Source organism: Pseudomonas fluorescens, from assembly GCF_000967965.1.
GTDB classification, from domain to species: domain Bacteria; phylum Pseudomonadota; class Gammaproteobacteria; order Pseudomonadales; family Pseudomonadaceae; genus Aquipseudomonas; species Aquipseudomonas grandcourensis.
Genome location: NZ_LACC01000009.1, coordinates 35,102 through 57,422, shown reverse-complemented (window position 1 = coordinate 57,422; position 22,321 = coordinate 35,102). Strand labels below are relative to the sequence as shown.

Genomic DNA, 22,321 nt, shown 5'->3' with positions numbered 1-22,321 from the left:
AAACGAGGTCGCAATGAAGATTGGTGAATTGGCGCAGTTGAGCGGGTTGACCGCATCGCGGATCCGTTTTTACGAGTCTCAAGGGTTGATCCGCCAGGTCGAGCGCTCTGCCAACGGTTATCGGCGTTACTCGCAACAGGCGCTGCAAACCCTGCAAATCATCCAGTGCGCGCAGCAAGCGGGTTTCAGTCTGGAAGAACTCAAGCAGTTACTGCCAGATAATGTGACGGGATCGTTCAAGCACGATGAGTTGATGGCCGGCCTGCATCGCAAGATCGAGCAGATCGAAGAGATGCAACGACACCTGGCCCATAGCAAGGCGCAGTTGCTGGGCTGGATCGACACCATCCAGGCCCGGCCCGAAGGCATGAGTTGCGATGAAAATGCCGAGCGGGTGATGACGTCATTCAAGCACTAGGTCAGAACGGATTGCTCATCGGCGTACCGGCCCTCCAAACGCCCGGTTGTGAACCAGATACCCGCCCTTTGTAGCCAACGGTAGCGGTCAGGGTTCCGTGCGTTTGGTAACGTTTTTTCCAGTTTGCATGCATCCCTCTGATTCAAAACAAATTTCAATCTCCCTCACATTCCCTCCACATCCTGTGGCACACTTTCTGCTGTCTATTCCGTTGTTACATACCATGTTCCGGTATAGCGGAATAAACATCACCCTGGAGTGCTTGCCATGCATCGCCGTCCTTCCTTGTTCAAAGCGTGTGTTTTTCTATTCGCGGCTACCGCCGCTGCCGTGGGCGTGGCCCAGGCGGCGGACAGTAAGCTCGATAGCGTTCTGGCCCGCGGCAAACTGATTGTAGGCACCGGCAGCACTAACGCTCCGTGGCACTTCCAGGGCGCGGACGGCAAGTTGCAGGGGTTCGATATCGATATCGGACACATGATCGCCAAGGGTTTGTTCAACGACCCGACCAAGGTCGAGTACGTGGTGCAGTCGTCCGATGCGCGGATTCCCAACCTGCTGACCGACAAGGTCGACATCAGTTGCCAGTTCATCACCGTGACGGCCAGCCGCGCGCAGCAAGTGGCGTTCACCCTGCCGTACTACCGCGAAGGTGTCGGCCTGCTGCTGCCGGCGAACAGCAAGTACAAGGAAATCGATGACATGAAAGCCGCCGGTGACAGTCTCACCGTGGCGGTGCTGCAAAACGTCTATGCCGAGGAATTGGTGCACCAGGCGCTGCCCAAGGCCAAGGTCGATCAGTACGACAGCGTGGATCTGATGTACCAGGCCGTGAACTCCGGCCGCGCCGACGCGGCGGCCACTGACCAGTCTTCGGTGAAGTACCTGATGGTGCAGAACCCTGGCCGTTATCGCAGCCCGGCCTACGCCTGGAGCCCGCAGACCTATGCCTGCGCGGTCAAACGCGGCGATCAGGACTGGCTGAACTTCGTCAACACCACCCTGCATGAAGCCATGACCGGCGTTGAGTTCCCGACTTACGCGGCGTCGTTCAAGCAATGGTTCGGTGTAGACCTGCCGACCCCGGCCATCGGTTTCCCAGTCGAATTCAAATGATCCCGTGAGAGCAGGGCGCCCAAATGCGCCCCGCTCAAGGTACTGCTGACCATGAACTATCAGTTGAACTTTGCCGCCGTGTGGCGCGATTTCGACACTTTGCTGGCGGGGCTCGGTATGGGCCTTGAACTGGCCCTGGTGTCGATCGCCATCGGCTGCGTGATCGGCCTGATGATGGCGTTTGCTTTGCTGTCCAAGCACCGCGCATTGCGGGTGCTGGCGTCGGTGTATGTCACGGTGATTCGTAACACGCCGATCCTGGTATTGATCCTGTTGATCTACTTTGCGTTGCCGAGCCTGGGGATCCGGCTGGACAAGATCCCCTCGTTCATCATCACCCTGTCGCTGTATGCCGGGGCGTACCTGACCGAAGTGTTCCGTGGCGGTTTGCTGAGCATTCCCAAGGGCCTGCGTGAAGCCGGGTTGGCCATTGGCCTGGGCGAGTGGCAGGTCAAGGCCTACGTCACCGTGCCGGTGATGCTGCGCAATGTATTGCCGGCGCTGTCGAACAACTTCATTTCGCTGTTCAAGGACACCTCGCTGGCGGCCGCGATTGCGGTACCGGAGCTGACCTATTACGCGCGCAAGATCAATGTCGAGAGCTACCGGGTGATAGAAACCTGGCTGGTGACCACGGCGCTGTATGTGGCGGCCTGTTACCTCATTGCCATGATGCTGCGTTACCTCGAACAGCGTCTGGCGATTCGCCGATAGGAGGCCCCCATGTACGAATCCCCCAGTTGGTTGCATGAGTTGTGGGTGGCGCGGGAAGTGCTGTGGCAGGGCTTTCTGACCAGTGTCCAGGTGTCGGTGCTGGCGATTCTGCTCGGCACGCTCGTTGGCGTCGTCACCGGTCTGGTGTTGACCTACGGCAAATTCTGGATGCGCGCACCGTTTCGTTTTTATGTCGATGTGATTCGCGGTACGCCGGTGTTCGTGCTGGTGCTGGCGTGCTTTTACATGGCGCCGGCACTGGGCTGGCAGATCAGCGCGTTCCAGGCCGGTGCACTGGGTTTGACGCTGTTCTGCGGCTCCCATGTCGCCGAGATCGTGCGCGGTGCGTTGCAGGCATTGCCGCGCGGGCAGATGGAGGCGAGCAAGGCCATCGGCCTGACGTTCTACCAGGCTCTCGGCTACGTGCTGTTGCCCCAGGCGTTGCGGCAGATCCTGCCGACCTGGGTCAACTCGTCCACCGAGATCGTCAAGGCCTCGACCCTGTTGTCGGTGATCGGCGTGGCGGAATTGCTGCTCAGCACCCAGCAGATCATTGCCCGGACGTTCATGACCCTGGAGTTTTACCTGTTCGCCGGTTTCCTGTTCTTCGTCATCAACTACGGCATCGAGTTACTCGGCCGGCACATTGAAAAGCGGGTGGCTTTGCCATGACTCAGACTCAAACCCATGCACAAAACGGCCAACCGCTGCTGGACATTCGCGGCCTGCACAAGCGTTACGACCAGCTCGAAGTGCTCAAGGGCGTCGACCTGAGCATGCAGCGCGGCAATGTGGTGACGCTGATCGGCTCCAGCGGCTCGGGCAAGACCACGCTGCTGCGCTGCGTGAACATGCTCGAGGAGTTTCAGGGCGGGCAGATCCTGCTCGACGGTGAATCCATCGGCTATGACGAGGTCAACGGCAAACGCATTCGCCACGCGGAAAGAGTCATTGCCCGCCATCGCGCCATGACCGGCATGGCGTTCCAGCAGTTCAACCTGTTCCCGCACCTGACTGCATTGCAGAACGTCACCCTGGGCCTGCTCAAGGTCAAAAAGCTGCACAAGGACGAGGCCGTGGCCCTGGCCGAGAAATGGCTGGAGCGCGTTGGCCTGCTGGAGCGTCGCGATCACTTTCCCGGTCAATTGTCGGGCGGTCAGCAGCAGCGCGTGGCGATCGCCCGGGCGATTGCGATGAACCCGAGCCTGATGCTGTTCGACGAAGTGACCTCGGCCCTCGATCCGGAACTGGTGGGCGAAGTGTTGAGCGTGATCAAGGGTCTGGCCGAAGACGGCATGACCATGCTGCTGGTGACCCACGAAATGCGCTTTGCATTCGAGGTCTCGGACAAGATCGTTTTCATGAATCAGGGGCGTATCGAAGAGCAGGGGCCACCCAAGGACCTGTTCGAACGCCCGCAATCGCCACGACTGGCGGAATTTCTCAAAAGCACCCGTTTTTAACCTTCAATTTTCAAACAGGAGAAACACCCATGAGCATTACTCGTTACGGCACCGGCAGCACCGCCGCTGGCGGTCAGCCTCGCCCTTTCGCCCGCGCCGTTGAAGCCGATGGCTGGCTGCACGTTTCCGGGCAGGTGCCGGCGGTGGACGGCGAGATCATTACTGGCGGCATTGTCGAACAGACCCACCAGACCATGAAGAACCTGATCGCGATTCTCGAAGAGGCAGGTTTCGGCCTGGAAGACGTGGTGCGTGCTGGCGTGTGGCTGGAGGATCCGCGGGATTTCACGAGTTTCAACAAGGTCTTCTCCGAGTACTTCAAACCCGAACACGCCCCGGCCCGGGCCTGCGTGCAGGCGAACATGATGGTCGACTGCAAGGTCGAGATCGACTGTATTGCGTACAAGAAAAAGGCCTGAGTCAGCGCGACACTCTGGGTAAACTCCCGGCGACTATGAATGGGAAGCACTGAAATGACCGAAGACACCATCAAGCGCCGGGCACGCGGTCTGGACCGGGCGTTCGATATCCTCGATTTCCTCAAGGAAATCGGCCAGCCCCTGCGCCCGAACGACATCGCCAACGGCATCGGCAGCCCCAAATCCACGGTCTACGAACTGGTGGCCTCGCTGCTGGAGCGTCGGATCCTGGAGCCGGTGGGCAAGGACGGTCATGTCTACCTCGGTCGCCAGTTGTATTTTCTCGGGCAGGCTCACTTGCGCCATTTCGACCTGACCCGCGAGGCCGATCACGCCTTGCAGGACATCGTCAGCCAGACCCATGAAACCGCGCAGATGTGCCTGCTCAACGGGCGCAAATACACCGTGGCGCTGATGAAGGAAGGTGAGCGGCATTTCCGCATTTCCTCAGACATCGGCGAAAACGCGCCCATCCCCTGGACCGCGTCCGGGCGCCTGTTGCTGGCGCACTTGAGCGACCAGGCAATCGTCGACCTGATCGACCACGACGACTTCATCCTGCCCAATGGCGAACGCTTGGAACTTGCGCAGTTTCTCAAGGAAATCCGTCAGGCCGGTATGGATGGTTTCTTTTCCTTCGATAGCGTCGCCGACACCTTTACCCATTGCTTCGCCGCGCCGGTCAAAGACCCCAACGGCGTGGCCATCGCGACCCTGTGCATCGTCGCGCCACGGGCCGATGCGAAGAAAAACTACAACGACTACCGCCGGGTGCTGATCGAAAGCGCCAACAGCCTGGCCCGTCGCATCAACGAATAACAGCGGCTGCCTGCGGCCGCGTGAACGAGGAGTTCGACCATGTCTTCTGCCCCCAATACTGCCACCGTGGAAAAAGGCACCGCACCCATTGGCGCCAGCCTGGTGCGTGACGTCAGCCTGCCTGCGCTGGTACTGCACCGCGAGGCGCTGGAACACAACATCCGCTGGATGCAGGCGTTCGTCAGCGACAGCGGCGCCGAACTGGCGCCCCATGGCAAAACCAGCATGACTCCGGCGTTGTTCCGCCGCCAACTGGACGCCGGTGCCTGGGGCATCACCCTGGCCAGCGCCACGCAAACCCGTGCGGCCTACGCCCATGGTGTACACCGGGTACTGATGGCCAACCAGTTGGTCGGCACGCCGAACATGGCGCTGATCGCCGACCTGCTGGCCGACCCGACGTTCGACTTCTATTGCATGGTCGATCACCCGGACAACGTCGCCGACCTCGGCGCCTATTTCGCCTCCCGCGGCGTGCGCCTGAACGTCATGATCGAATACGGCGTGGTCGGTGGTCGTTGCGGTTGCCGCAGCGAACAGGAAGTGCTCGATCTGGCCAAGGCCATCGGCGCGCAACCGGCGCTGGCCCTGACCGGGATCGAAGGCTACGAAGGCGTGATCCATGGCGATCATGCGGTGACCGGCATTCGCGATTTCGCCGCATCACTGGTGCGCCTGGCGGTGCAGTTGCAGGACAGCGGAGCCTTCGCCATTGCCAAGCCGATCATCACCGCGTCGGGTTCGGCCTGGTATGACCTGATTGCCGAGTCCTTCGAAGCGCAGAACGCCGCAGGGCGTTTCCTCAGCGTGCTGCGTCCCGGCAGCTATGTGGCTCACGACCATGGCATCTACAAGGAAGCGCAGTGCTGCGTGCTCGACCGTCGCAGCGACCTGCACGAAGGCCTGCGTCCTGCGCTGGAAGTGTGGGCGCACGTGCAGTCGTTGCCGGAGCCGGGGTTTGCGGTGATTGCCCTGGGCAAGCGCGATGTGGCCTACGACGCCGGTTTGCCGGTGCCGTTGTTGCGCTACAAGGCGGGCGTGGTGCCAGCCAACGGCGATGATGTGAGCGCCTGCAAGGTGACCGCGGTGATGGACCAGCATGCATTCATGACCGTGGCGCCGGGGGTTGATCTGCGGGTGGGCGACATCATTTCGTTCGGCACTTCGCACCCGTGCCTGACGTTCGACAAGTGGCGTGTCGGTTGCCTGGTGGATGAGCAACTGAATGTCATCGAGACCATGGAAACCTGTTTCTAAGGCTCAGGACCGAGGCGCGGCCATCGCGAGCAGACTCACTCCCACAGGGGAACGCATTCCAATGTGGGAGCGAGCTTGCTCGCGATGAGGCCCAACCAGACAACAAAGAAACACCAGAGACCCCACAACAATGAACACCATCAACACCCTGGGCCCCAACACTCCACGCATCGCCCTGATCGGCGAGTGCATGATCGAGTTGCAGCATCGCGCCGACGGCAGCCTGCAACAAAGCTTCGGCGGCGACACCTTGAATACGGCGGTGTACCTGTCCCGGGAACTGGGAGAGGACGGCTCCGTGGACTACGTCACCGCCCTGGGCGATGACAGTTTCAGCGACGCGATGTGCCAGAGTTGGGCTGCGGAAAATATCGGGCTCGGCATGGTTCAGCGTCTGCCCGGACGCCTGCCGGGTTTGTATTGCATCCAGACTGACGCCGCCGGTGAGCGACGCTTTCTGTACTGGCGCAACGAAGCGGCGGTACGCGATTGCTTCACCACCCCGGCCGCCGCGCCGATCCTCGCTGCGCTGCCGGATTACGACGTGCTGTACTTCAGCGGCATCACTCTGGCGGTACTCGGTGTGCAAGGTCGGGAAAAATTGCTGGAAACCCTGATCGAAGCTCGTCAGCGCGATGCGCGGATCGTCTTCGACAACAACTACCGGCCACGGCTGTGGGCATCGGTCGAGGATGCCCGGGCGGCATATCGCAGCGTGCTGCCACATGTCGACATGGCGTTGCTGACGGTGGAGGACGAACAGGCGTTGTTTGGCTATGCCGATTGTGACGCAGTGTTTGCCGCGTATGAGCAGATCGGTACGCCGGAAGTGGTGCTCAAGCGCGGCGCCCAGGCGTGCCTGATTCGTTGTGATGGCGAGTCATTCGAGGTGCCGGCGCAGAAGGTCGAGCGGGTGGTGGACACCACGGCGGCGGGGGATTCTTTCAGTGCGGCGTATCTGGCTTCGCGGCTCAAGGGCGGCAGCCCATCGCAAGCTGCCGAGGCCGGGCATCGGTTGGCGAGCCGGGTGATTCAGGTGCCGGGGGCACTGATCCCACGGGATTGAATCCATTATCTGTGGCGAAGGAGCTTTTGTGGCGAGGGGGCTTGCCCCCGTTGGGTTGCGAAGCAGCCCCAAAACCTGCTGGATCTGATTTTGATGACACACCGACTGTGCAGGGTTTGCGACTGTTGCGCAGCCGAGCGGGGGCAAGCCCCGTCGCCACAGGGGCCTGACCAGCCACTCAATCCCGGTAAAACACCTGCACCAGGTGATACCCGAACTTGCTCTTGATAGGCCCATGCACCACCCGCAGTGGTTTCTTGAAGATCACCGCATCGATCACGCCAACCATCTGCCCCGGTCGCACTTCGCCGAGATCGCCGCCGCGCTTGCCCGATGGGCAGGTAGAATACTTCTTGGCCAGCACATCGAACGCTTCGCCCTTGGCGATGCGTTGTTTGAGCTGCTCGGCTTCTTCCGAGGTTTTCACCAGAATATGGCGGGCTTGAGCTTTCATCGGCGGTACCTTGCAACGGTGGTGGCTATGAGGGTGGCTATGGGTGTGGCAGCGGGGGGGCGCGCGATTATGCCTCAACTCAGTCCGGTTGACTGATCATCGTGCGAATCTTGTTGGCCAGCAGGTCGATGGAAAACGGCTTGGCCACCATGTCCATGCCTTCTTCGAGGAAACCCTGGCGCTCGGCGGCGATCTCGGCGTAACCGGTCATGAACAGCACTTTCAGTTCGGGACGATGCTGACGGGCGATTTCCGCCAGTTGGCGGCCGTTCATGCCCGGCAACCCGACGTCGGTCACCAGCAGGTCCACCCGCAGGTCCGACTCCAGCAGCGGCAGGGCGCCCTTGGCATCTTCGGCTTCATGGGCGCGGTAACCGAGCTCCTTGAGCAGGTCCAGCACCAGCATGCGTACCGCCGCATCGTCCTCGACCAGCATCACGGTTTCGCCGGCAATCGCCGCCGGTGCTTCGCCGACGACGGGCGACAGGACTTGATCCGGTTCGGTTGAATGCAGGCGCGGCAGGTACAAGCGCACGCTGGTGCCCCGTCCGGGCAGGCTGAACAGACTGACGTGGCCCCCCGTTTGCTGGGCAAAACCGTAAATCATCGACAAGCCCAAACCGGTGCCCTGGCCGATGGGCTTGGTGGTGAAGAACGGGTCGAATGCCTTGGCCAGAACCGAGGGCGTCATGCCGGTGCCGTTGTCGCTGACGGCAATCATCACGTAGTCACCGGCCTTGACCGGCTCCAGGGTGGTGATGTCGCTGCCGTCGAGGTACAGGTTGGCGGTTTCGATCTGCAACTCGCCACCATCGGGCATGGCGTCCCGGGCGTTGATCACCAGGTTTAGCAAGGCGTTTTCCAGCTGGCTGACATCGGTACTGACCCGCCAGATGTCCTCGGCCAGTTGCACGTTGAGTTCGATGTGGTCGCCCTTGGTACGCCTGAACAAGTCTACGAGCGAGTGAATCAACTCGTTGGGGTTCAGCGGCTTGCGGTTGAGCGACTGACGCCGGGAGAACGCCAGCAAGCGATGGGTGAGGGCGGCGGCACGGTTGGCCGAGGACACGGCCGCTTCGGTGAAACGACCGATCTCGCTGGCGCGGCCGTCGGCAATGTAGCGTTGCATCAGGTCGAGGCTGCCGATGATGCCGGTGAGCATGTTGTTGAAGTCATGGGCGATGCCACCGGTAAGCTGGCCGACCGCTTCCATTTTCTGCGCATGGCGCAAGGCCTCTTCGGCACGCTCGCGCTCGCACATCTCGTTCTGCAGGCGCTCGTTGGCTTCGGCGAGTTGGCGGGTGCGCGCGACAACCCGTTCCTCAAGGGTTTCGTTGAGGTTGAGCAGGGCTTCTTCGGTCTTTTTGCGTTCGGTTTCGTCGATCACGAAGATGTAGAAACCGTTCACCGCGCCATCCGCACCATGGCGTGGCAAGTAATTCGTTAGGGCCTGGCGGACGCTGCCGTCGCGGTGTGGCGTGCTGATGCTGAAGCAGCAGGGCCGGCCGGACAGCGCCTCAGTGATGTGCGGGGCGCGCAGTGCATAGGCTTCTTCGCCGAGCACTTCAAGAATGGTTCGCCCGTAAAGCTCTTGCGGCGTCAGCCCGTACCAGTCCAGGTACGCCGCATTGTTCAGGCGAAAGCGTTCTTCGCGGTCGACGTAGCTGATCAGGATCGGCATGGCGTTGATGATCAGTTGCAGCTCGGTCTGGCTTTGGCGCAAGGCCTGTTCGGTGTGTTTGCGCTCGGTCAGGTCCAGGGCCGCGCCGAGGAAGCGCATCGGCCGGCCATGGTGATCCTTGTAGCAGCGACCGCGGGCAAACACCCAGCGCATCTGGCCGTCGGTTTGCAGCAGGCGATACTCCTCGGCGTATTCGCTGCCGTGGGTGATGCAATGCTTGATGCTGCGGGCGATCAGGGCGCGGTCTTCGGGGTGTACACCGTGCAGGTATTCAGTGATCGGTAACTGACTGGCCATGGCCGGGTCGATGCCGTGCAGCTGGGCAAAATGCGCATCGGCGATGAAACGGTCCTCACTGATGTCCCAGTCCCAGGTACCGACCGCATCGGTGGCGGCGAGGGCCAGTTGCAGGCGCTCCTCGGTTTCACGCTGAGCCTTGAGGCTGGCCGCCGAGCGCTGTTCGAGTTCGAGGGCGATGCGCCGGCGTTCGTTGGTTTCGATGGCGGTGACCAGGATCCCGGACACCTCGGCACTTTCGTCGCGGATCGGGCTGTAGGTCAGGTCGAGCCAGAAGTCGGATTCCCGGCCCCCGCGTTGCAGGGTAAAGCGCTGCTCGCTGTAGGTTCGCACCTGACCTTGCAGGACGGCGTCGTAGATCGGGTCGGTAAAGTCTTGCAACTCTGGCCAGATCAGGTGTGCCGGTTGTCCAAAGGCGTGTGGATGCTTGCTTCCGGCGAGCAGGGCAAAGCCGTCGTTATAGATCTGCGTCAGTTGCGGACCCCATAGCAGCAGCATCGGCATCGGTGAGTGAATGACGATGTCCACGGCGGTTCGCAGGCTTTGTGGCCAAGTGCTGGCAGCGCCCAGCGGGCTGCTGGCCCAGTCGATTCGGGCGATCAAGGCCTGGGCATCGCTGGCGGTTGGTGTTGCGTTCATCTGGGAGTCCTGCGCCAATTCGCTATAGCTGGCGTCTATTCTTGCACAGGTGGTCGATTGTGGAGGACCCGTCAGGGTGAGCGGTAGGCGACACGGTACCCTGTGGGAGCAAGCTCGCTCCCACCGGTAATCCCATTTCAATCCTGGAGTTCGGGTCTGTTTCGGTACTGCTCCAGCGCTTCGGGGTTGGCCAGCGCATCGGTGTTTTTCACCTTCTGCCCATGCACCACATTGCGCACCGCCAACTCAACGACCTTGCCGCTGATGGTCCGGGGGATGTCCGTCACCGCGACAATCTTCGCCGGCACATGACGGGGCGTGGTGTTGGCGCGAATCGTCTCGCGGATCTGCTGTTGCAGTGCCTCGTCCAGTTCGAACCCGTCGCGCAAGCGTACGAACAGCACCACCCGCACGTCATCCTGCCACTGTTGGCCGATCGCCACGCTGTCGAGCACCTGGGGGACTTTCTCCACCTGGCGATAGATTTCCGCCGTGCCGATGCGCACGCCACCGGGGTTGAGCACGGCATCGGAGCGACCGTGGATCATCATCCCGCCATGGGGCAGTTGTTCGGCGTAATCCCCTTGGGCCCAGACGCCGGGGAACAGGCTGAAATAGGATTGGCGCAGTTTCTCGTCGTCGGGGTCGTTCCACAGGCCAATGGGCATCGCCGGGAAATGCCGGGTGCAGACCAGCTCACCTTTTTCGCCGATCACCGGGTGGCCTTCGTCGTTCCACACTTCGACGGCCATGCCCAGGCTCTTGCCCATGATTTCACCGCGCCGCACGGGTGACATCGGGTTGCCGTTGACGAAGCACGAGACGATGTCGGTACCGCCGGACATCGAGGCCAGGCACACGTCAGCCTTGAAGTCGCGATAGACGTAGTCGTAACTCTGCGGCGACAGCGCCGAGCCGGTGCAGAGCAACGTCTTGAGGCTGCTCAGGTCATGACTTTCACGCGGCTTGATACCGCTGCTTTCCAGGGTCGCGAGGTATTTGGGGCTGGTGCCGAAGACGCTGACGCGTTCGTCGTCGATCAGGTCGATCAGGCGTTGCGGCTCGGGCTGGAACGGCGAGCCGTCGTACAGCACCACGGAGCTGCCTGTCGCCAGCGCCGACACCAGCCAGTTCCACATCATCCAGCCACAGGTCGTGTAGTAGAACAGCCGTTCACCGGGGCCGAGATCGCCATGCAGGCCGTGCTCCTTGACGTGTTGCAGCAACACGCCGCCGGTACTGTGGATGATGCATTTGGGCACGCCGGTGGTACCGCTGGAATAGAGGATGTACAGCGGATGGGCGAAGGGCACCGGGACGAAATCCGGTTCGCCGCCGGGTTCGTAGAAATCGTCCCACAGCGTCACATTGGCCTGGGTGCGGAATTCTTCGATGTGTGCGTGTGGACGTGCGTAAGGCACGACGATCAACTGTTGCAGGGAAGGCAGGCGCTCGAGGATTTCGTTGACCTTGGCGGTCTGGTTGATCTCCTTGCCGGCGTAGCGATAACCGGCGCAAGTCACCAGCACTTTCGGTTCGATCTGGCCGAACCGGTCAACCACCCCTTGGGTGCCGAAGTCCGGCGAAGAACAGGACCAGATAGCGCCAAGGCTGGTGGTGGCGAGCATGGCCACCAGGGTTTGCCAGGTGTTGGGCATGCACGCTGCGACCCGGTCGCCTACACCGACGCCGGCGGCGATCAAGCCATTCTGAAAACCGGCGACCTGTTCGGCCAGTTCGGCCCAGGTCAAATGGTCACGCTGACCGTTTTCGCCAACGGCTATCACGGCGATCGCATCGTCGCGACGCTGTAGCAGGTGTTCGGCAAAGTTCAGCGTTGCACCGGGGAACCATTGGGCGCTGGGCATCTGCGGGCCTTCGAGCAGCACGGCGTCGGGTTGCTCGTGGAAGCGGATGTCGAAGAAATCGACGATGGCCTGCCAGAAGTCCGGGCGTTGCTCGATGGACCACTGGTGCAGGGCCGGGTAGTCGTCGATCTTGAGGTGGTATCGCTGATTGACGAAGCGCCGAAAGGCCTCCATGCGGGTCTTGCCAATGCGTTTGGCGTCGGGTTGCCAGAGGATGTCGGACATGGTTTGCCTCTTCTTTTTTATGCCTTCACACAGGCTGATGTGGAACAGGCTCTTGTGGCGAGGGAGCTTGCTCCCGCTCGGCTGCGTAGCAGTCGCAAATCCAGACAACCGGTTTTTGTCTGTGAGACTTATGGGGCGGCTTCGCCACCCAGCGGGAGCAAGCTCCCTCGCCACAAAAGCAAACGACAGTCACTGCGCCAACCACCCACCATCAACATTCCACGCCGCACCCCGCACCTGGCTGCCGGCTTCGCTGCACAGGAACAACACCAGTTCACCCAGCTGCGGCGGTGTCACGAATTCCAGCGATGGCTGCTTTTCCGCGAGCAAATCATGTTGCGCCTGCTGCGGGTCAACCCCGTTGGCGGCACGATCATCAATCTGCTTCTGCACCAGCGGCGTCAATACCCAGCCTGGGCAAATTGCGTTGCAGGTGACCTGGGTGGTCGCGGTTTCCAGCGCGACCACTTTGGTCAAGCCGATCACCCCGTGCTTGGCGGCGACATAGGCTGACTTGCCCACCGAACCGACCAGACCATGCACCGAGGCAATGTTGATCACCCGGCCCCAGCCCTTGGCGCGCATGCCCGGCAAGCTCAAGCGGGTGCTGTGGAACACCGACGACAGGTTGATGGCGATGATCGAGTCCCAGCGCTCCACCGGGAACTCATCCACCGCTGCAACGTGTTGAATGCCTGCGTTGTTGACCAGAATGTCGACGCCACCGAACTCGCGCTCGGCGTAGGCGATCATGTCGGCAATTTGTGCCGGATCGCTGACATCGGCCGGGTGATGGCCGACCTTGCCGCCGAACTGTTGCACTTGGGTGATCACTTGGGAGGCATCGCCAAAGCCGTTGAGGATCAGGTCGGCCCCGGCCTTGGCCAGGCTGAGGGCGATCCCCAGACCGATGCCGCTGGTGGAGCCGGTGACCAGTGCGGTCTTGCCGGAAAGAGTCGTCATGAATACCTCACACAATGCCAGTGGCGTAGAAGGTGCCGATCACCACGAAAACCGCCAGGGTCTTGATCAGCGTAATACAGAAAATGTCTTTGTAAGCCTCGCGGTGGGTCAACCCGGTGACCGCCAGCAGGGTAATCACCGCGCCGTTGTGCGGCAGGGTGTCCATGCCGCCGCTGGCCATCGCAGCGACCCGGTGCAGCACTTCCAGGGGAATGTTCGCCGCATGGGCGGCGCTGATGAACTGCTCGGACATTGCCGCCAGCGCGATGCTCATGCCGCCCGAGGCGGAGCCGGTAATGCCGGCCAGCAGGGTCACGGTAATCGCTTCGTTGACCAGTGGGTTGGGAATGCTCTTGAGCCAGTCGGCCAGCACCAGAAAGCCCGGCAAGGACGCGATCACGGCACCGAAACCATATTCCGAAGCGGTGTTCATCGCCGCCAGCAGCGCACCGCTGACCGCACTTTTACTGCCTTCGGCCAGCTTGCGGCTGATCGCCTTGTAGCCGAACGCCAGCACCATGAGGATGCCTACCAACAGCGCAGCCTGTACGGCCCAGATCGCCGTGAGTTTGGCGATGTCCGTGGTCACCGGAGCGACCATGCCCGGCAGCGCGAGGCTGTGGGTCTTGCCGTATACCTGGGGAATCCAGTGAGTGAACAAAAGGTTCATGATGCCCACCGCCAGCAGCGGCGAGAGCGCCAGCCACGGGTTGGGCAGCTTGAGGTCGGCGGCGGTTTCCGGTTCGTTGCGCAGGTCCGAACCATAGCCTTCACCGGAGCGCTGAGCCCTGTTGCGCTGGCGCTGGAGAAACAGCATGCCGGCGCAGAACACGAAGATCGTGCCGATCACACCCAGCCACGGCGCCGCCCAGGCGGTGGTGTTGAAGAAGGTGCTGGGGATGATGTTCTGGATCTGCGGGGTGCCGGGCAGGGCGTCCATGGTGAACGAGAAGGCGCCCAGGGCAATGGTCGCCGGGATCAGCCGCTTGGGGATGTTGCTCTGGCGGAACATTTCAGCGGCAAACGGATAGACCGCGAACACCACCACAAACAACGATACGCCGCCGTAGGTCAGCAGGGCGCAGACCAGCACGATCACCAGCATCGCCTGGCGGGTGCCGAGCAGGCGAATCGCTGCCGCGACGATGGAGCGCGAGAAACCGGACAGTTCGATCAGCTTGCCGAACACCGCGCCGAGCAGGAATACCGGGAAATACAGCTTGATGAAACCGACCATTTTTTCCATGAACACCCCGGTGAAAGCGGGGGCGACGGCAGACGGGTCAGTCAGCAGGACAGCGCCGAGGGCGGCAATCGGGGCAAAAAGGATAACGCTGTAGCCACGGTAGGCAGCCAGCATCAGCAGCGCGAGGGCTGCCAAGGCAATGATCACACTCATGGTGTGTCTCCTGGGTTGTTATTTTTGTTGGGTGAAGCCTGGTAGGAGAGGCGTATAGCGAGTTTTGTGCCATATGCTTAAGTTGTTGAAATATAAGGATATATTTAAAGTTCTGTGAGCTGGTCAGGTGTTTTTGTCTCTAGTTTGAGACTTTCTTTGGCAGTGCTGGCCTCTTCGCGAGCAGGCTCGCTCCTACAGTTGACCGAGCTGATCAGTAGAGTGTGGTCTCTTGCAGGAGCGAGCCTGATCGCGATGGTCTGTCTAACAATGGAGATATGTGTCTCTTTATGGAGATTAGGCAATCCCCAACGCCACCATCTTCTTGTACAACGTCGACCGGCCCAGCCCCAGCCGCGTCGCTGCATCAACCACCTTGCCCCCGCATTGCGCGAGGGTGGTTTCGATCAATTGCCGGTCAAATCGCTCCCGCGCTGCACTGAACGTTTCATGGGCAAGCGGTTCGATGGTCAATGGCGCCACGCGTTCCACCGGCGTGAACGTACCAATCGCCGCGCGGATATCCGCGGTCGTCAGGCGCAAGTCATCACTGAGCAGCGCGGCCCGCTCCAGCACATTGCGTAGCTCCCGGATGTTCCCCGGCCAGGCGTGTTGGCCCAACAGTTCCAGGGCTTCGTGGTGCAGTTCATGCTGGCTGCGCAGTTCTTCGAGAATCGCTTCACTGAGCGCCGGCACGTCATCGAGGCGGTCGCGCAGGGGCGGAACCTGGATCGGCAGCACGTTGAGCCGGTAGTACAAGTCGGCACGGAATTCGCCGCGTTTGATCGCGGCCTCAAGGTCCGTTGAGGTCGCGGCGATCACTCGCACATCGCTCTGGATCACTTCGTTGGAGCCCACCGGTTCGAATTCCTTTTCCTGCAACACCCGCAACAGTTTGCTTTGCAGGGGCAGTGGCATGTCGCCGATTTCGTCCAAGAACAGTGTGCCGCCTTGGGCGATCTGCAATTTGCCGGCGCGGCCCCTGCGGTCGGCACCGGTAAACGCACCCGGGGCGGTGCCGAAGAACTCGGCTTCCAGCAACGATTCAGGGATCGCCGCGCTGTTGATGCTCACGAATGCCTTGTGCGCGCGGGGCGAGGCATTGTGGATCGCCTGGGCCAGCAGTTCCTTGCCGGTGCCGGTTTCGCCGAGCAGCAGCACCGGCGATTCGGTGCTTGCACTGCGTCGGGCGCGGCGTTTGACTTCCAGGCTGGCGGCGCTGGTGCCGATGAAGTGGGCGAAGTTGTATTTGGTCTGCCGCGCCCGCAGCAGCGAGCGGGTGGAGGCCAGTTCTTCCTGCATGTTCATGTAGCGCTTGAGCATTGGCGACAGGCTGCGCAACTCGTCGAACAGGGCGAACCCGATAGCGCCGATCACCACGCCGGCATCGTCGTGAATCGGCAGGCGCATGACCACCAGCGGCTCTTTAGAGGTGTCTTGCATATCCAGCAGAATCGGTCGGCCGGTGCGCACCACCTCACGCAGCAGGCTGCCGGGGATCACGCTTTCGCAGGGCTTGCCGATCGCGACCTCGGCCGATTGCAGGCCGAAGCGCCGGGCGTAGCGCTCATTCATCCAGACGATGTTGGCATCGCGGTCGACAATCACCGTGCCTTCACTCGATTGCTCGATGATTTCGAACAACGAACGGATCGCCAGCAGGCGAACGCGCTGGTAGTCCTTGAGGCTTTCGGTGGTGTTCATGGGGGCTGATCCTGATTATGTTTTGCCTGTGCCGGCCTCTTCGCGAGCAGGCTCGCTCCTACAGGGGATTTGTGAACGACACAGATCAACTGTGGGAGCGAGCCTGCTCGCGATGGCCGCGCCTCGGTCCAACTTCATGCAACGGATTATGCCTGCCCCAACATCGCCGCCGCCAACAGCTCCTTGGTGTACGGATGCTGTGGTGAGTCAAACACCTCGTGGCTGGCGCCGCGTTCCACCACTTTGCCGTCCTTGATCACGATCATGTCGTGGGCCAGGGCGCGGACCACTGCCAGGTCATGGCTGATGAACAGATAGGTCAGTCCGTATTTTTCCTGAAGCTGGCGGAGCAGGGCAACCACTTGTTTCTGCACTGTGCGGTCCAGCGCCGAGGTCGGTTCGTCGAGCAGGATCAGCGCTGGCTTCAGCACCAGCGCCCGGGCGATGGCGATGCGCTGACGCTGGCCGCCGGAAAATTCGTGGGGATAGCGATGGCGACTTTGGGGGTCAAGGCCGACTTCGGTCAGTGCCCGGATCACTTCGGCATTGCACTCTTCAGTGCTCAACTGGCTGTGCACTTCCAGGCCTTCGCTGATGATCTGCGCGACCGACATTCGCGGGCTGAGGCTGCCAAAAGGGTCCTGGAACACCACCTGCATTTTCTTGCGCCATGGCCGTAGCTGTTTTTGCGTCAGGCCATCCAGGGCCTGGCCCTGAAAGCGGATGCCGCCTTCGGAGTCGAGCAAGCGCAGGATCGCCTGGCCGAGCGTGGACTTGCCCGAGCCGGACTCGCCAACGATGCCCAGGGTCTTGCCGCGCTGAATATTCAGGCTGATGCCATCGACGGCACGCAACCAGGTCTTGCGCTGGAACAGGCCTCCCCCGACGGGAAACCGCACCTGCAGGTTGTCCACCTCCAGTACGTTTTCGCGCTCGTCCCGGGGCAAGGCTTCGCCCTCGGGTTCGGCGTGCAGCAATACGCAGCTGTAAGGGTGCTTGGGCTCGGTGAAGAGTGTTTCGCAAGGCGCCTGTTCGACGATTTCCCCGGCCTTCATCACACACACGCGCTGGGCGATGCTGCGCACCAGATTGAGGTCATGGCTGATCAGCAACAGTGACATGCCCAACCGCTGTTGCAGGGATTTGAGCAGCAGCAGGATCTTGCGCTGCACCGTCACATCCAGCGCGGTGGTCGGTTCGTCGGCAATCAGCAGCTCCGGTTCGCACGCCAGGGCCATGGCGATCATCACCCGCTGGCGCTGCCCGCCGGACAACTGATGGGGGTAGGCCTTGAGGCGTTCCTCGGGTTTCTGGATGCCCACCAGGTGCAGCAATTCGAGGATCCGCGCTTGCGCAGCCTTGCCCGCCAGGCCTTTGTGCACCAGCAAGGTTTCACCGATCTGTTTTTCGATGCTGTGCAGCGGGTTGAGGGAAGTCATCGGCTCCTGGAAAATCATCGTGATGCGATTGCCGCGCAGTTGTCGCAACTTGCCGGCATCGGCACCCACCAGTTCCTGGCCGCGATAGCGGATGCTGCCCGTCGTCTCGGTATCGGATTGCGGCAGCAGTTGCAGGATCGAGTGGGCCGTCACCGACTTGCCCGAGCCTGATTCGCCCACCAGCGCCAGGCACTCGCCGGGGCGGATGTCCAGGCACAGATTGCGCACTACGGTCTGGCCGCTGAAGGCCACGCTGAGGTCACGGATTTCGATCAGGTTGGTCATCTCTACATTCCGAATCAAGAGCGCGGATCAAAGGCGTCGCGCAAGGCTTCGCCAATGAACACCAGTAAAGAAAGAATCAACGCCAGGGTGAAGAACGCCGTCAGCCCCAGCCATGGCGCTTGCAGGTTCTGCTTGCCCTGGCCAATAAGTTCGCCCAGGGACGCACTACCGGCAGGCATGCCGAAGCCGAGGAAGTCCAGTGCCGTCAGGGTGGAGATCGCCCCGGTCAGAATGAACGGCAGGTAGCTCAAGGTTGCGTTCATGGCGTTGGGCAGAATGTGCCGCACGATGACCTTGCGGTCGGTCAGGCCCAACGCGCGGGCGGCCTTGACGTACTCCAGGTTGCGCCCGCGCAGGAACTCGGCGCGCACCACGTCCACCAGGGCCAGCCAGGTAAACAGCGCCATGATCCCCAGCAGCCACCAGAAATTCGGCTCGACGAAGCCCGACAGGATGATCAGCAGGTACAGCACCGGCAACCCGGACCACACCTCCAGCAGACGCTGGCCGAGCAAATCCACCCAGCCACCGTAATAGCCTTGCAGGGCTCCTGCAGCGATGCCGATCAGGGCACTGACAAAGGTCAGCATCAAGGCAAACAGGATTGACACCCGGGCCCCGAAGATCACCCGGGCCAGAACGTCCCGTGCCTGGTCGTCGGTGCCCAGCCAGTTGACGCTGGAGGGCGGGCTTGGGGCAGGTGTGTTCAGGTCGTAGTTGGGTGTGTCGTCACTGAACGGAATCGGTGGAAACAGCAACCAGCCGCCATCCTTCTTGATCAGTTTCTGCACGTAGTCGCTGCGGTAGTCGGCCTGGAACGGCAGTTGCCCGCCGAACGCCTGTTCGGTGTGGCGCTTGAAGACCGGGAAGTACCACTGGCCCTGATAGCTGACCACTAGCGGTTTGTCGTTGGCGATCAGTTCGCCGCCCAGGGTCATCAGGAACAGGCCGATAAACAGCCAGAGCGACCACCAGCCCCGACGGTTTTTCTTGAAGCGCTCGAAGCGGCGACGCGCCAGCGGTGAAAGCTTGAGCATCAGGCGTTCCTCGCGGCGAAGTCGATACGCGGGTCGACCAGGGTGTAGCAGAGGTCGCCGACCAGTTTTATCAGAAGGCCGAACAGGGTGAAGATAAACAGCGAGCCGAACACCACCGGATAGTCCCGGGATACTGCCGCTTCGTAGCTCATGCGACCCAGGCCGTCGAGGGAGAAGATCACCTCGATCAGCAGGGAGCCGGCAAAAAACACGCTGATGAACGCTTGGGGAATGCCCGACACCACCAGCAGCATGGCGTTGCGGAACACGTGTCCATAGAGCACCCGTCGCTCACTCAAGCCCTTGGCCCGGGCAGTGACCACGTACTGGCGGGTGATCTCATTGAGGAACGAGTTCTTGGTCAGGATGGTCAGTGTGGCGAAGCCGCCGATCACCAGCGAGGTCACCGGCAACACCAGGTGCCAGAAGTAGTCGGCCACCTTGCCAAGGGTCGACAGCGATTCGAAGTTGTCCGAGACCAACCCGCGAACCGGAAACCAGTTCAGCGAAGTGCCGCCGGCAAAGACCACGATCAGGAACATCGCGAACAGGAACGCCGGCATGGCATAACCGATGATGATCGCGGTACTGCTCCAGATGTCGAAATGGCTGCCATGGTGCACCGCCTTGCGGATGCCCAGGGGAATCGACACCAGGTAAGTGATCAGCGTCGCCCAGAGTCCGAGGGAAATGGTCACGGGCATTTTTTCGAGGATCAGGTCAGTGACGGTGGCACCGCGGAAGAAACTCTTGCCGAAGTCCAGGCGCGCGTAGCTGGTGAGCATCAGCCAGAGGCGTTCGTGTGCCGGTTTGTCGAAGCCGTACTGTTTTTCAATGTCCTTGATCAGCTGCGGATCAAGCCCGCGACTGGCCCGGGACTTGCCGCTCATGGCTTCGCCGGAACCGCCGCCAACCGCGGCGCCGCCAATGCCTTGCAGGTGCGCGATGGCCTGTTCGACCGGCCCGCCTGGCGCGGCCTGGACGATGACAAAGTTGACCAGGAGAATGATCACCAGCGTCGGAATGATCAGCAGCAGGCGCCGCAATATGTAAGCCCACATCAGTGCGGCCCTCCGGGTTTGCCTCGGCTGATACGCTCGGCCGTCATCTGTTGGTTGGTCAATGGCGTGGTACTCATCTCCCACCAGCTCTCGATGGCTTCGTCATTGCTCGCTTGCACGTTCGGGATACCGAAGCGGTTCCACCACACCGTCGAGGTGCCCGGCGGGTAATAGTTGGGAATCCAGTAGTAATTCCATTGCAGCACCCGGTCCAGGGCATGGGCGTAATGCAGCATGTCAGCCTGGGTATTGGCGCGGATCAGCCCGGTGATCAGGGTGTCCACCGCCGGGTTCTTCAACACCATGTAGTTGTTGGAACCAGGGTCAGTGGCCGCCGCCGAACCGAAGTAATTGACCAGTTCGCCCCCCGGGGAGGTGGTGACCGGGTAGCCGGTGACGATCATGTCGTAGTCGCGGCTCATCAGGCGATTGACGTACTGGGACGAGTCGATGCGGCGGATGTTCAGGTCGATGCCGATCTGTTTCAACGTGCGTTTATAGGGCAGCAGCAGACGGTCCATGCCGTTCTGGCTGACCAGGAAGGTGAAGCTCAGCGGCTCGCCGTCGGCATTGACCAGTTGGTCGCCATCGGGTTTCCAGCCGGCCTGTTCGAGCAAGTCCAGGGCTTGCAGCTGCTTGTCGCGAATCACGCCACTGCCGTCGGTCTTCGGTGCCTCGAACACCTGGGTGAAGACTTCGTCGGGAATCTGCCCGCGCAGCGGTTCGAGAATCGCCAGCTCACCGGCATCCGGCAATTGCCGGGCCGCGAGGTCGGTGTTGGAGAAGAAGCTCTGCTGGCGGATGTACATATCACGCATCATCTGCCGGTTGCTCCACTCGAAGTCCCACAGCATCACCAGTGCCTGACGCACGCGGCGATCCTGGAACATGGGCTTTTGCAGATTGAACACAAAACCCTGGGCCGGCTGCGGTGCCTCGGTGGCGAGGTGGGCTTTTTGCAGGCGACCATCGCTCAGGGCCGGGCTTTCGTAGCCGATGGAGTAAGCGGTGGCGGAAAATTCGCGATTGTAGTCAAAGGCGCCGCCGCGCAACACCTGGCGCGCCACGTCGGTATCGCCGAAGTACTCGATGCTGAAATGATCGAAGTTGTACAGGCCACGACTGACCGGCAGGTCCTTGCCCCACCAGTCGGGATTGCGCTCGAAGGTGATGCTGCGCCCCGAATCGATCTTGCCGACTTTATAGGGGCCGCTGCCCAAGGGCGCTTCATAGCCGCCGCCACCGGCGAAATCGCGGCTCTTCCACCAGTGTTCGGGAAACACCGGCAAGGTCGCGATATCCAGGGGCAGGGTGCGATTTTCGTTGTTCTTGAATTCAAAACGGATGGTCAGTGGCGATTCCACTTCGACGCTTTTGACGTCAGCGAACTGGGTACGGTAGCGCAGGCTGCCCTGGGTCATCAGCAGGTCGAAGGTGTAGCGCACGTCCTGGGCGGTAATCGGTTTGCCATCGGCAAAACACGCCTTGGGGTTGAGGTAAAAGCGCAGGGACAGGCCGTCCTCGGAGCGCTCCATCTTCTCAGCCACCAGACCGTACACGGTGTAAGGCTCGTCCAACGAGCGCTGGGCCAGCGGCGAATAGAGCAAGCCGTCTATCTGTGTAACGCCGATGCCTTTGTCGATGTAAGGCAAGACATGGTCGAACTGACCGATTTCGATCGCCGAGCGCCGCATCGTGCCACCCTTGGGAGCCTGCGGGTTGGTGTAGGCAAAATGACTGAAGCCAGCAGGGTATTTCGCCGGTTCGCCGTACACGGTCATTGCCGGTTGCGGTGCCGCATTCACACCCGAGACACCCATCAGCAGGGCCGCGGCCGTGAACAGCAAGGTAGGGAAAGCCAGTCGCATTGTCAGCCTTAGAGCCGGGTGGTCGTTAACGACAATTTGTACGCTAGCGGCGCGTCCCTCGCCAGCCGTATTGCGCGTCACAAACACAACGGCCCACCAATAGGCGGGCCGTCGTGTGAATAGCTCAGGCGT

The 22,321-nt window shown here is 61.4% G+C and carries 19 protein-coding genes; 9 read left to right on the top strand and 10 right to left on the bottom strand.

Annotation, left to right across the window (positions count from 1 at the left end):
* The first annotated feature begins 13 nt into the window (after positions 1–13).
* The 9 genes from VC35_RS06065 to VC35_RS06025 all read left to right on the top strand — a co-directional run bounded on the left by VC35_RS06065 (position 14) and on the right by VC35_RS06025 (position 7,272).
* Positions 14–418 carry a MerR family transcriptional regulator gene (locus tag VC35_RS06065; protein WP_046038473.1) on the top strand — a complete coding sequence of 135 codons (405 nt, stop codon included), beginning with the start codon at positions 14–16 and terminating at the stop codon, positions 416–418.
* A gap of 267 nt (positions 419–685) precedes the next feature.
* On the top strand, positions 686–1,534 hold the full coding sequence (locus VC35_RS06060; RefSeq protein ID WP_046038472.1) for a transporter substrate-binding domain-containing protein: 849 nt from the start codon (positions 686–688) through the stop codon (positions 1,532–1,534).
* A 51-nt stretch (positions 1,535–1,585) separates the two neighbouring features.
* Positions 1,586–2,248, top strand: a complete 663-nt coding sequence (locus VC35_RS06055; protein ID WP_032829783.1) for an amino acid ABC transporter permease — start codon at positions 1,586–1,588, stop codon at positions 2,246–2,248.
* 9 nt (positions 2,249–2,257) lie between these two features.
* The gene (locus VC35_RS06050; RefSeq protein ID WP_046038470.1) at positions 2,258–2,920 is read left to right on the top strand and encodes an amino acid ABC transporter permease; all 663 of its coding nucleotides are present in this window, start codon (positions 2,258–2,260) and stop codon (positions 2,918–2,920) included.
* The gene (locus VC35_RS06045; RefSeq protein ID WP_046038469.1) at positions 2,917–3,711 is read left to right on the top strand and encodes an amino acid ABC transporter ATP-binding protein; all 795 of its coding nucleotides are present in this window, start codon (positions 2,917–2,919) and stop codon (positions 3,709–3,711) included. The genes VC35_RS06050 and VC35_RS06045 overlap by 4 nt, the downstream gene beginning before the upstream one ends.
* Before the next feature lie 29 nt (positions 3,712–3,740).
* Positions 3,741–4,130 carry a RidA family protein gene (locus VC35_RS06040; protein ID WP_046038467.1) on the top strand — a complete coding sequence of 130 codons (390 nt, stop codon included), beginning with the start codon at positions 3,741–3,743 and terminating at the stop codon, positions 4,128–4,130.
* 54 nt (positions 4,131–4,184) lie between these two features.
* Complete coding sequence (locus VC35_RS06035) at positions 4,185–4,949, top strand: IclR family transcriptional regulator (protein WP_046038465.1); 765 nt, start codon at positions 4,185–4,187, stop codon at positions 4,947–4,949.
* A 39-nt stretch (positions 4,950–4,988) separates the two neighbouring features.
* Positions 4,989–6,206 carry an amino acid deaminase gene (locus tag VC35_RS06030; protein ID WP_046038463.1) on the top strand — a complete coding sequence of 406 codons (1,218 nt, stop codon included), beginning with the start codon at positions 4,989–4,991 and terminating at the stop codon, positions 6,204–6,206.
* A 130-nt stretch (positions 6,207–6,336) separates the two neighbouring features.
* Complete coding sequence (locus tag VC35_RS06025) at positions 6,337–7,272, top strand: sugar kinase (protein WP_046038461.1); 936 nt, start codon at positions 6,337–6,339, stop codon at positions 7,270–7,272.
* Positions 7,273–7,450: 178 nt separating this feature from the next.
* Here the strand turns inward: VC35_RS06025 and VC35_RS06020 are convergent, their stop codons facing one another.
* From VC35_RS06020 to VC35_RS05975, 10 genes are all read right to left on the bottom strand, one after another.
* Positions 7,451–7,726 carry a peptidylprolyl isomerase gene (locus tag VC35_RS06020; RefSeq protein ID WP_007898282.1) on the bottom strand — a complete coding sequence of 92 codons (276 nt, stop codon included), beginning with the start codon at positions 7,724–7,726 and terminating at the stop codon, positions 7,451–7,453.
* Between the two features lie 79 nt (positions 7,727–7,805).
* Complete coding sequence (locus tag VC35_RS06015; protein ID WP_046038459.1) at positions 7,806–10,343, bottom strand: PAS domain-containing hybrid sensor histidine kinase/response regulator; 2,538 nt, start codon at positions 10,341–10,343, stop codon at positions 7,806–7,808.
* Between the two features lie 137 nt (positions 10,344–10,480).
* Complete coding sequence (locus tag VC35_RS06010; RefSeq protein WP_046038458.1) at positions 10,481–12,436, bottom strand: acetoacetate--CoA ligase; 1,956 nt, start codon at positions 12,434–12,436, stop codon at positions 10,481–10,483.
* 189 nt (positions 12,437–12,625) lie between these two features.
* Positions 12,626–13,399 carry a 3-hydroxybutyrate dehydrogenase gene (locus tag VC35_RS06005; protein WP_046038456.1) on the bottom strand — a complete coding sequence of 258 codons (774 nt, stop codon included), beginning with the start codon at positions 13,397–13,399 and terminating at the stop codon, positions 12,626–12,628.
* A 7-nt stretch (positions 13,400–13,406) separates the two neighbouring features.
* Positions 13,407–14,798 carry a GntP family permease gene (locus VC35_RS06000; protein ID WP_046038455.1) on the bottom strand — a complete coding sequence of 464 codons (1,392 nt, stop codon included), beginning with the start codon at positions 14,796–14,798 and terminating at the stop codon, positions 13,407–13,409.
* A gap of 294 nt (positions 14,799–15,092) precedes the next feature.
* Positions 15,093–16,499, bottom strand: coding sequence for a sigma-54 interaction domain-containing protein (locus tag VC35_RS05995; protein ID WP_046038454.1), 1,407 nt, complete (start codon positions 16,497–16,499; stop codon positions 15,093–15,095).
* 146 nt (positions 16,500–16,645) lie between these two features.
* Complete coding sequence (locus tag VC35_RS05990; RefSeq protein ID WP_046038453.1) at positions 16,646–18,223, bottom strand: ABC transporter ATP-binding protein; 1,578 nt, start codon at positions 18,221–18,223, stop codon at positions 16,646–16,648.
* 14 nt (positions 18,224–18,237) lie between these two features.
* A complete protein-coding gene (locus VC35_RS05985) occupies positions 18,238–19,260 on the bottom strand; it encodes an ABC transporter permease (protein ID WP_046038451.1) in 1,023 nt (340 codons plus the stop codon).
* Positions 19,260–20,321 carry a microcin C ABC transporter permease YejB gene (locus VC35_RS05980; protein WP_046038450.1) on the bottom strand — a complete coding sequence of 354 codons (1,062 nt, stop codon included), beginning with the start codon at positions 20,319–20,321 and terminating at the stop codon, positions 19,260–19,262. The genes VC35_RS05985 and VC35_RS05980 overlap by 1 nt, the downstream gene beginning before the upstream one ends.
* Complete coding sequence (locus VC35_RS05975) at positions 20,321–22,189, bottom strand: extracellular solute-binding protein (protein ID WP_046038448.1); 1,869 nt, start codon at positions 22,187–22,189, stop codon at positions 20,321–20,323. Before VC35_RS05975 ends, VC35_RS05980 begins: the two co-directional genes overlap by 1 nt.
* Positions 22,190–22,321: the final 132 nt, after the last annotated feature.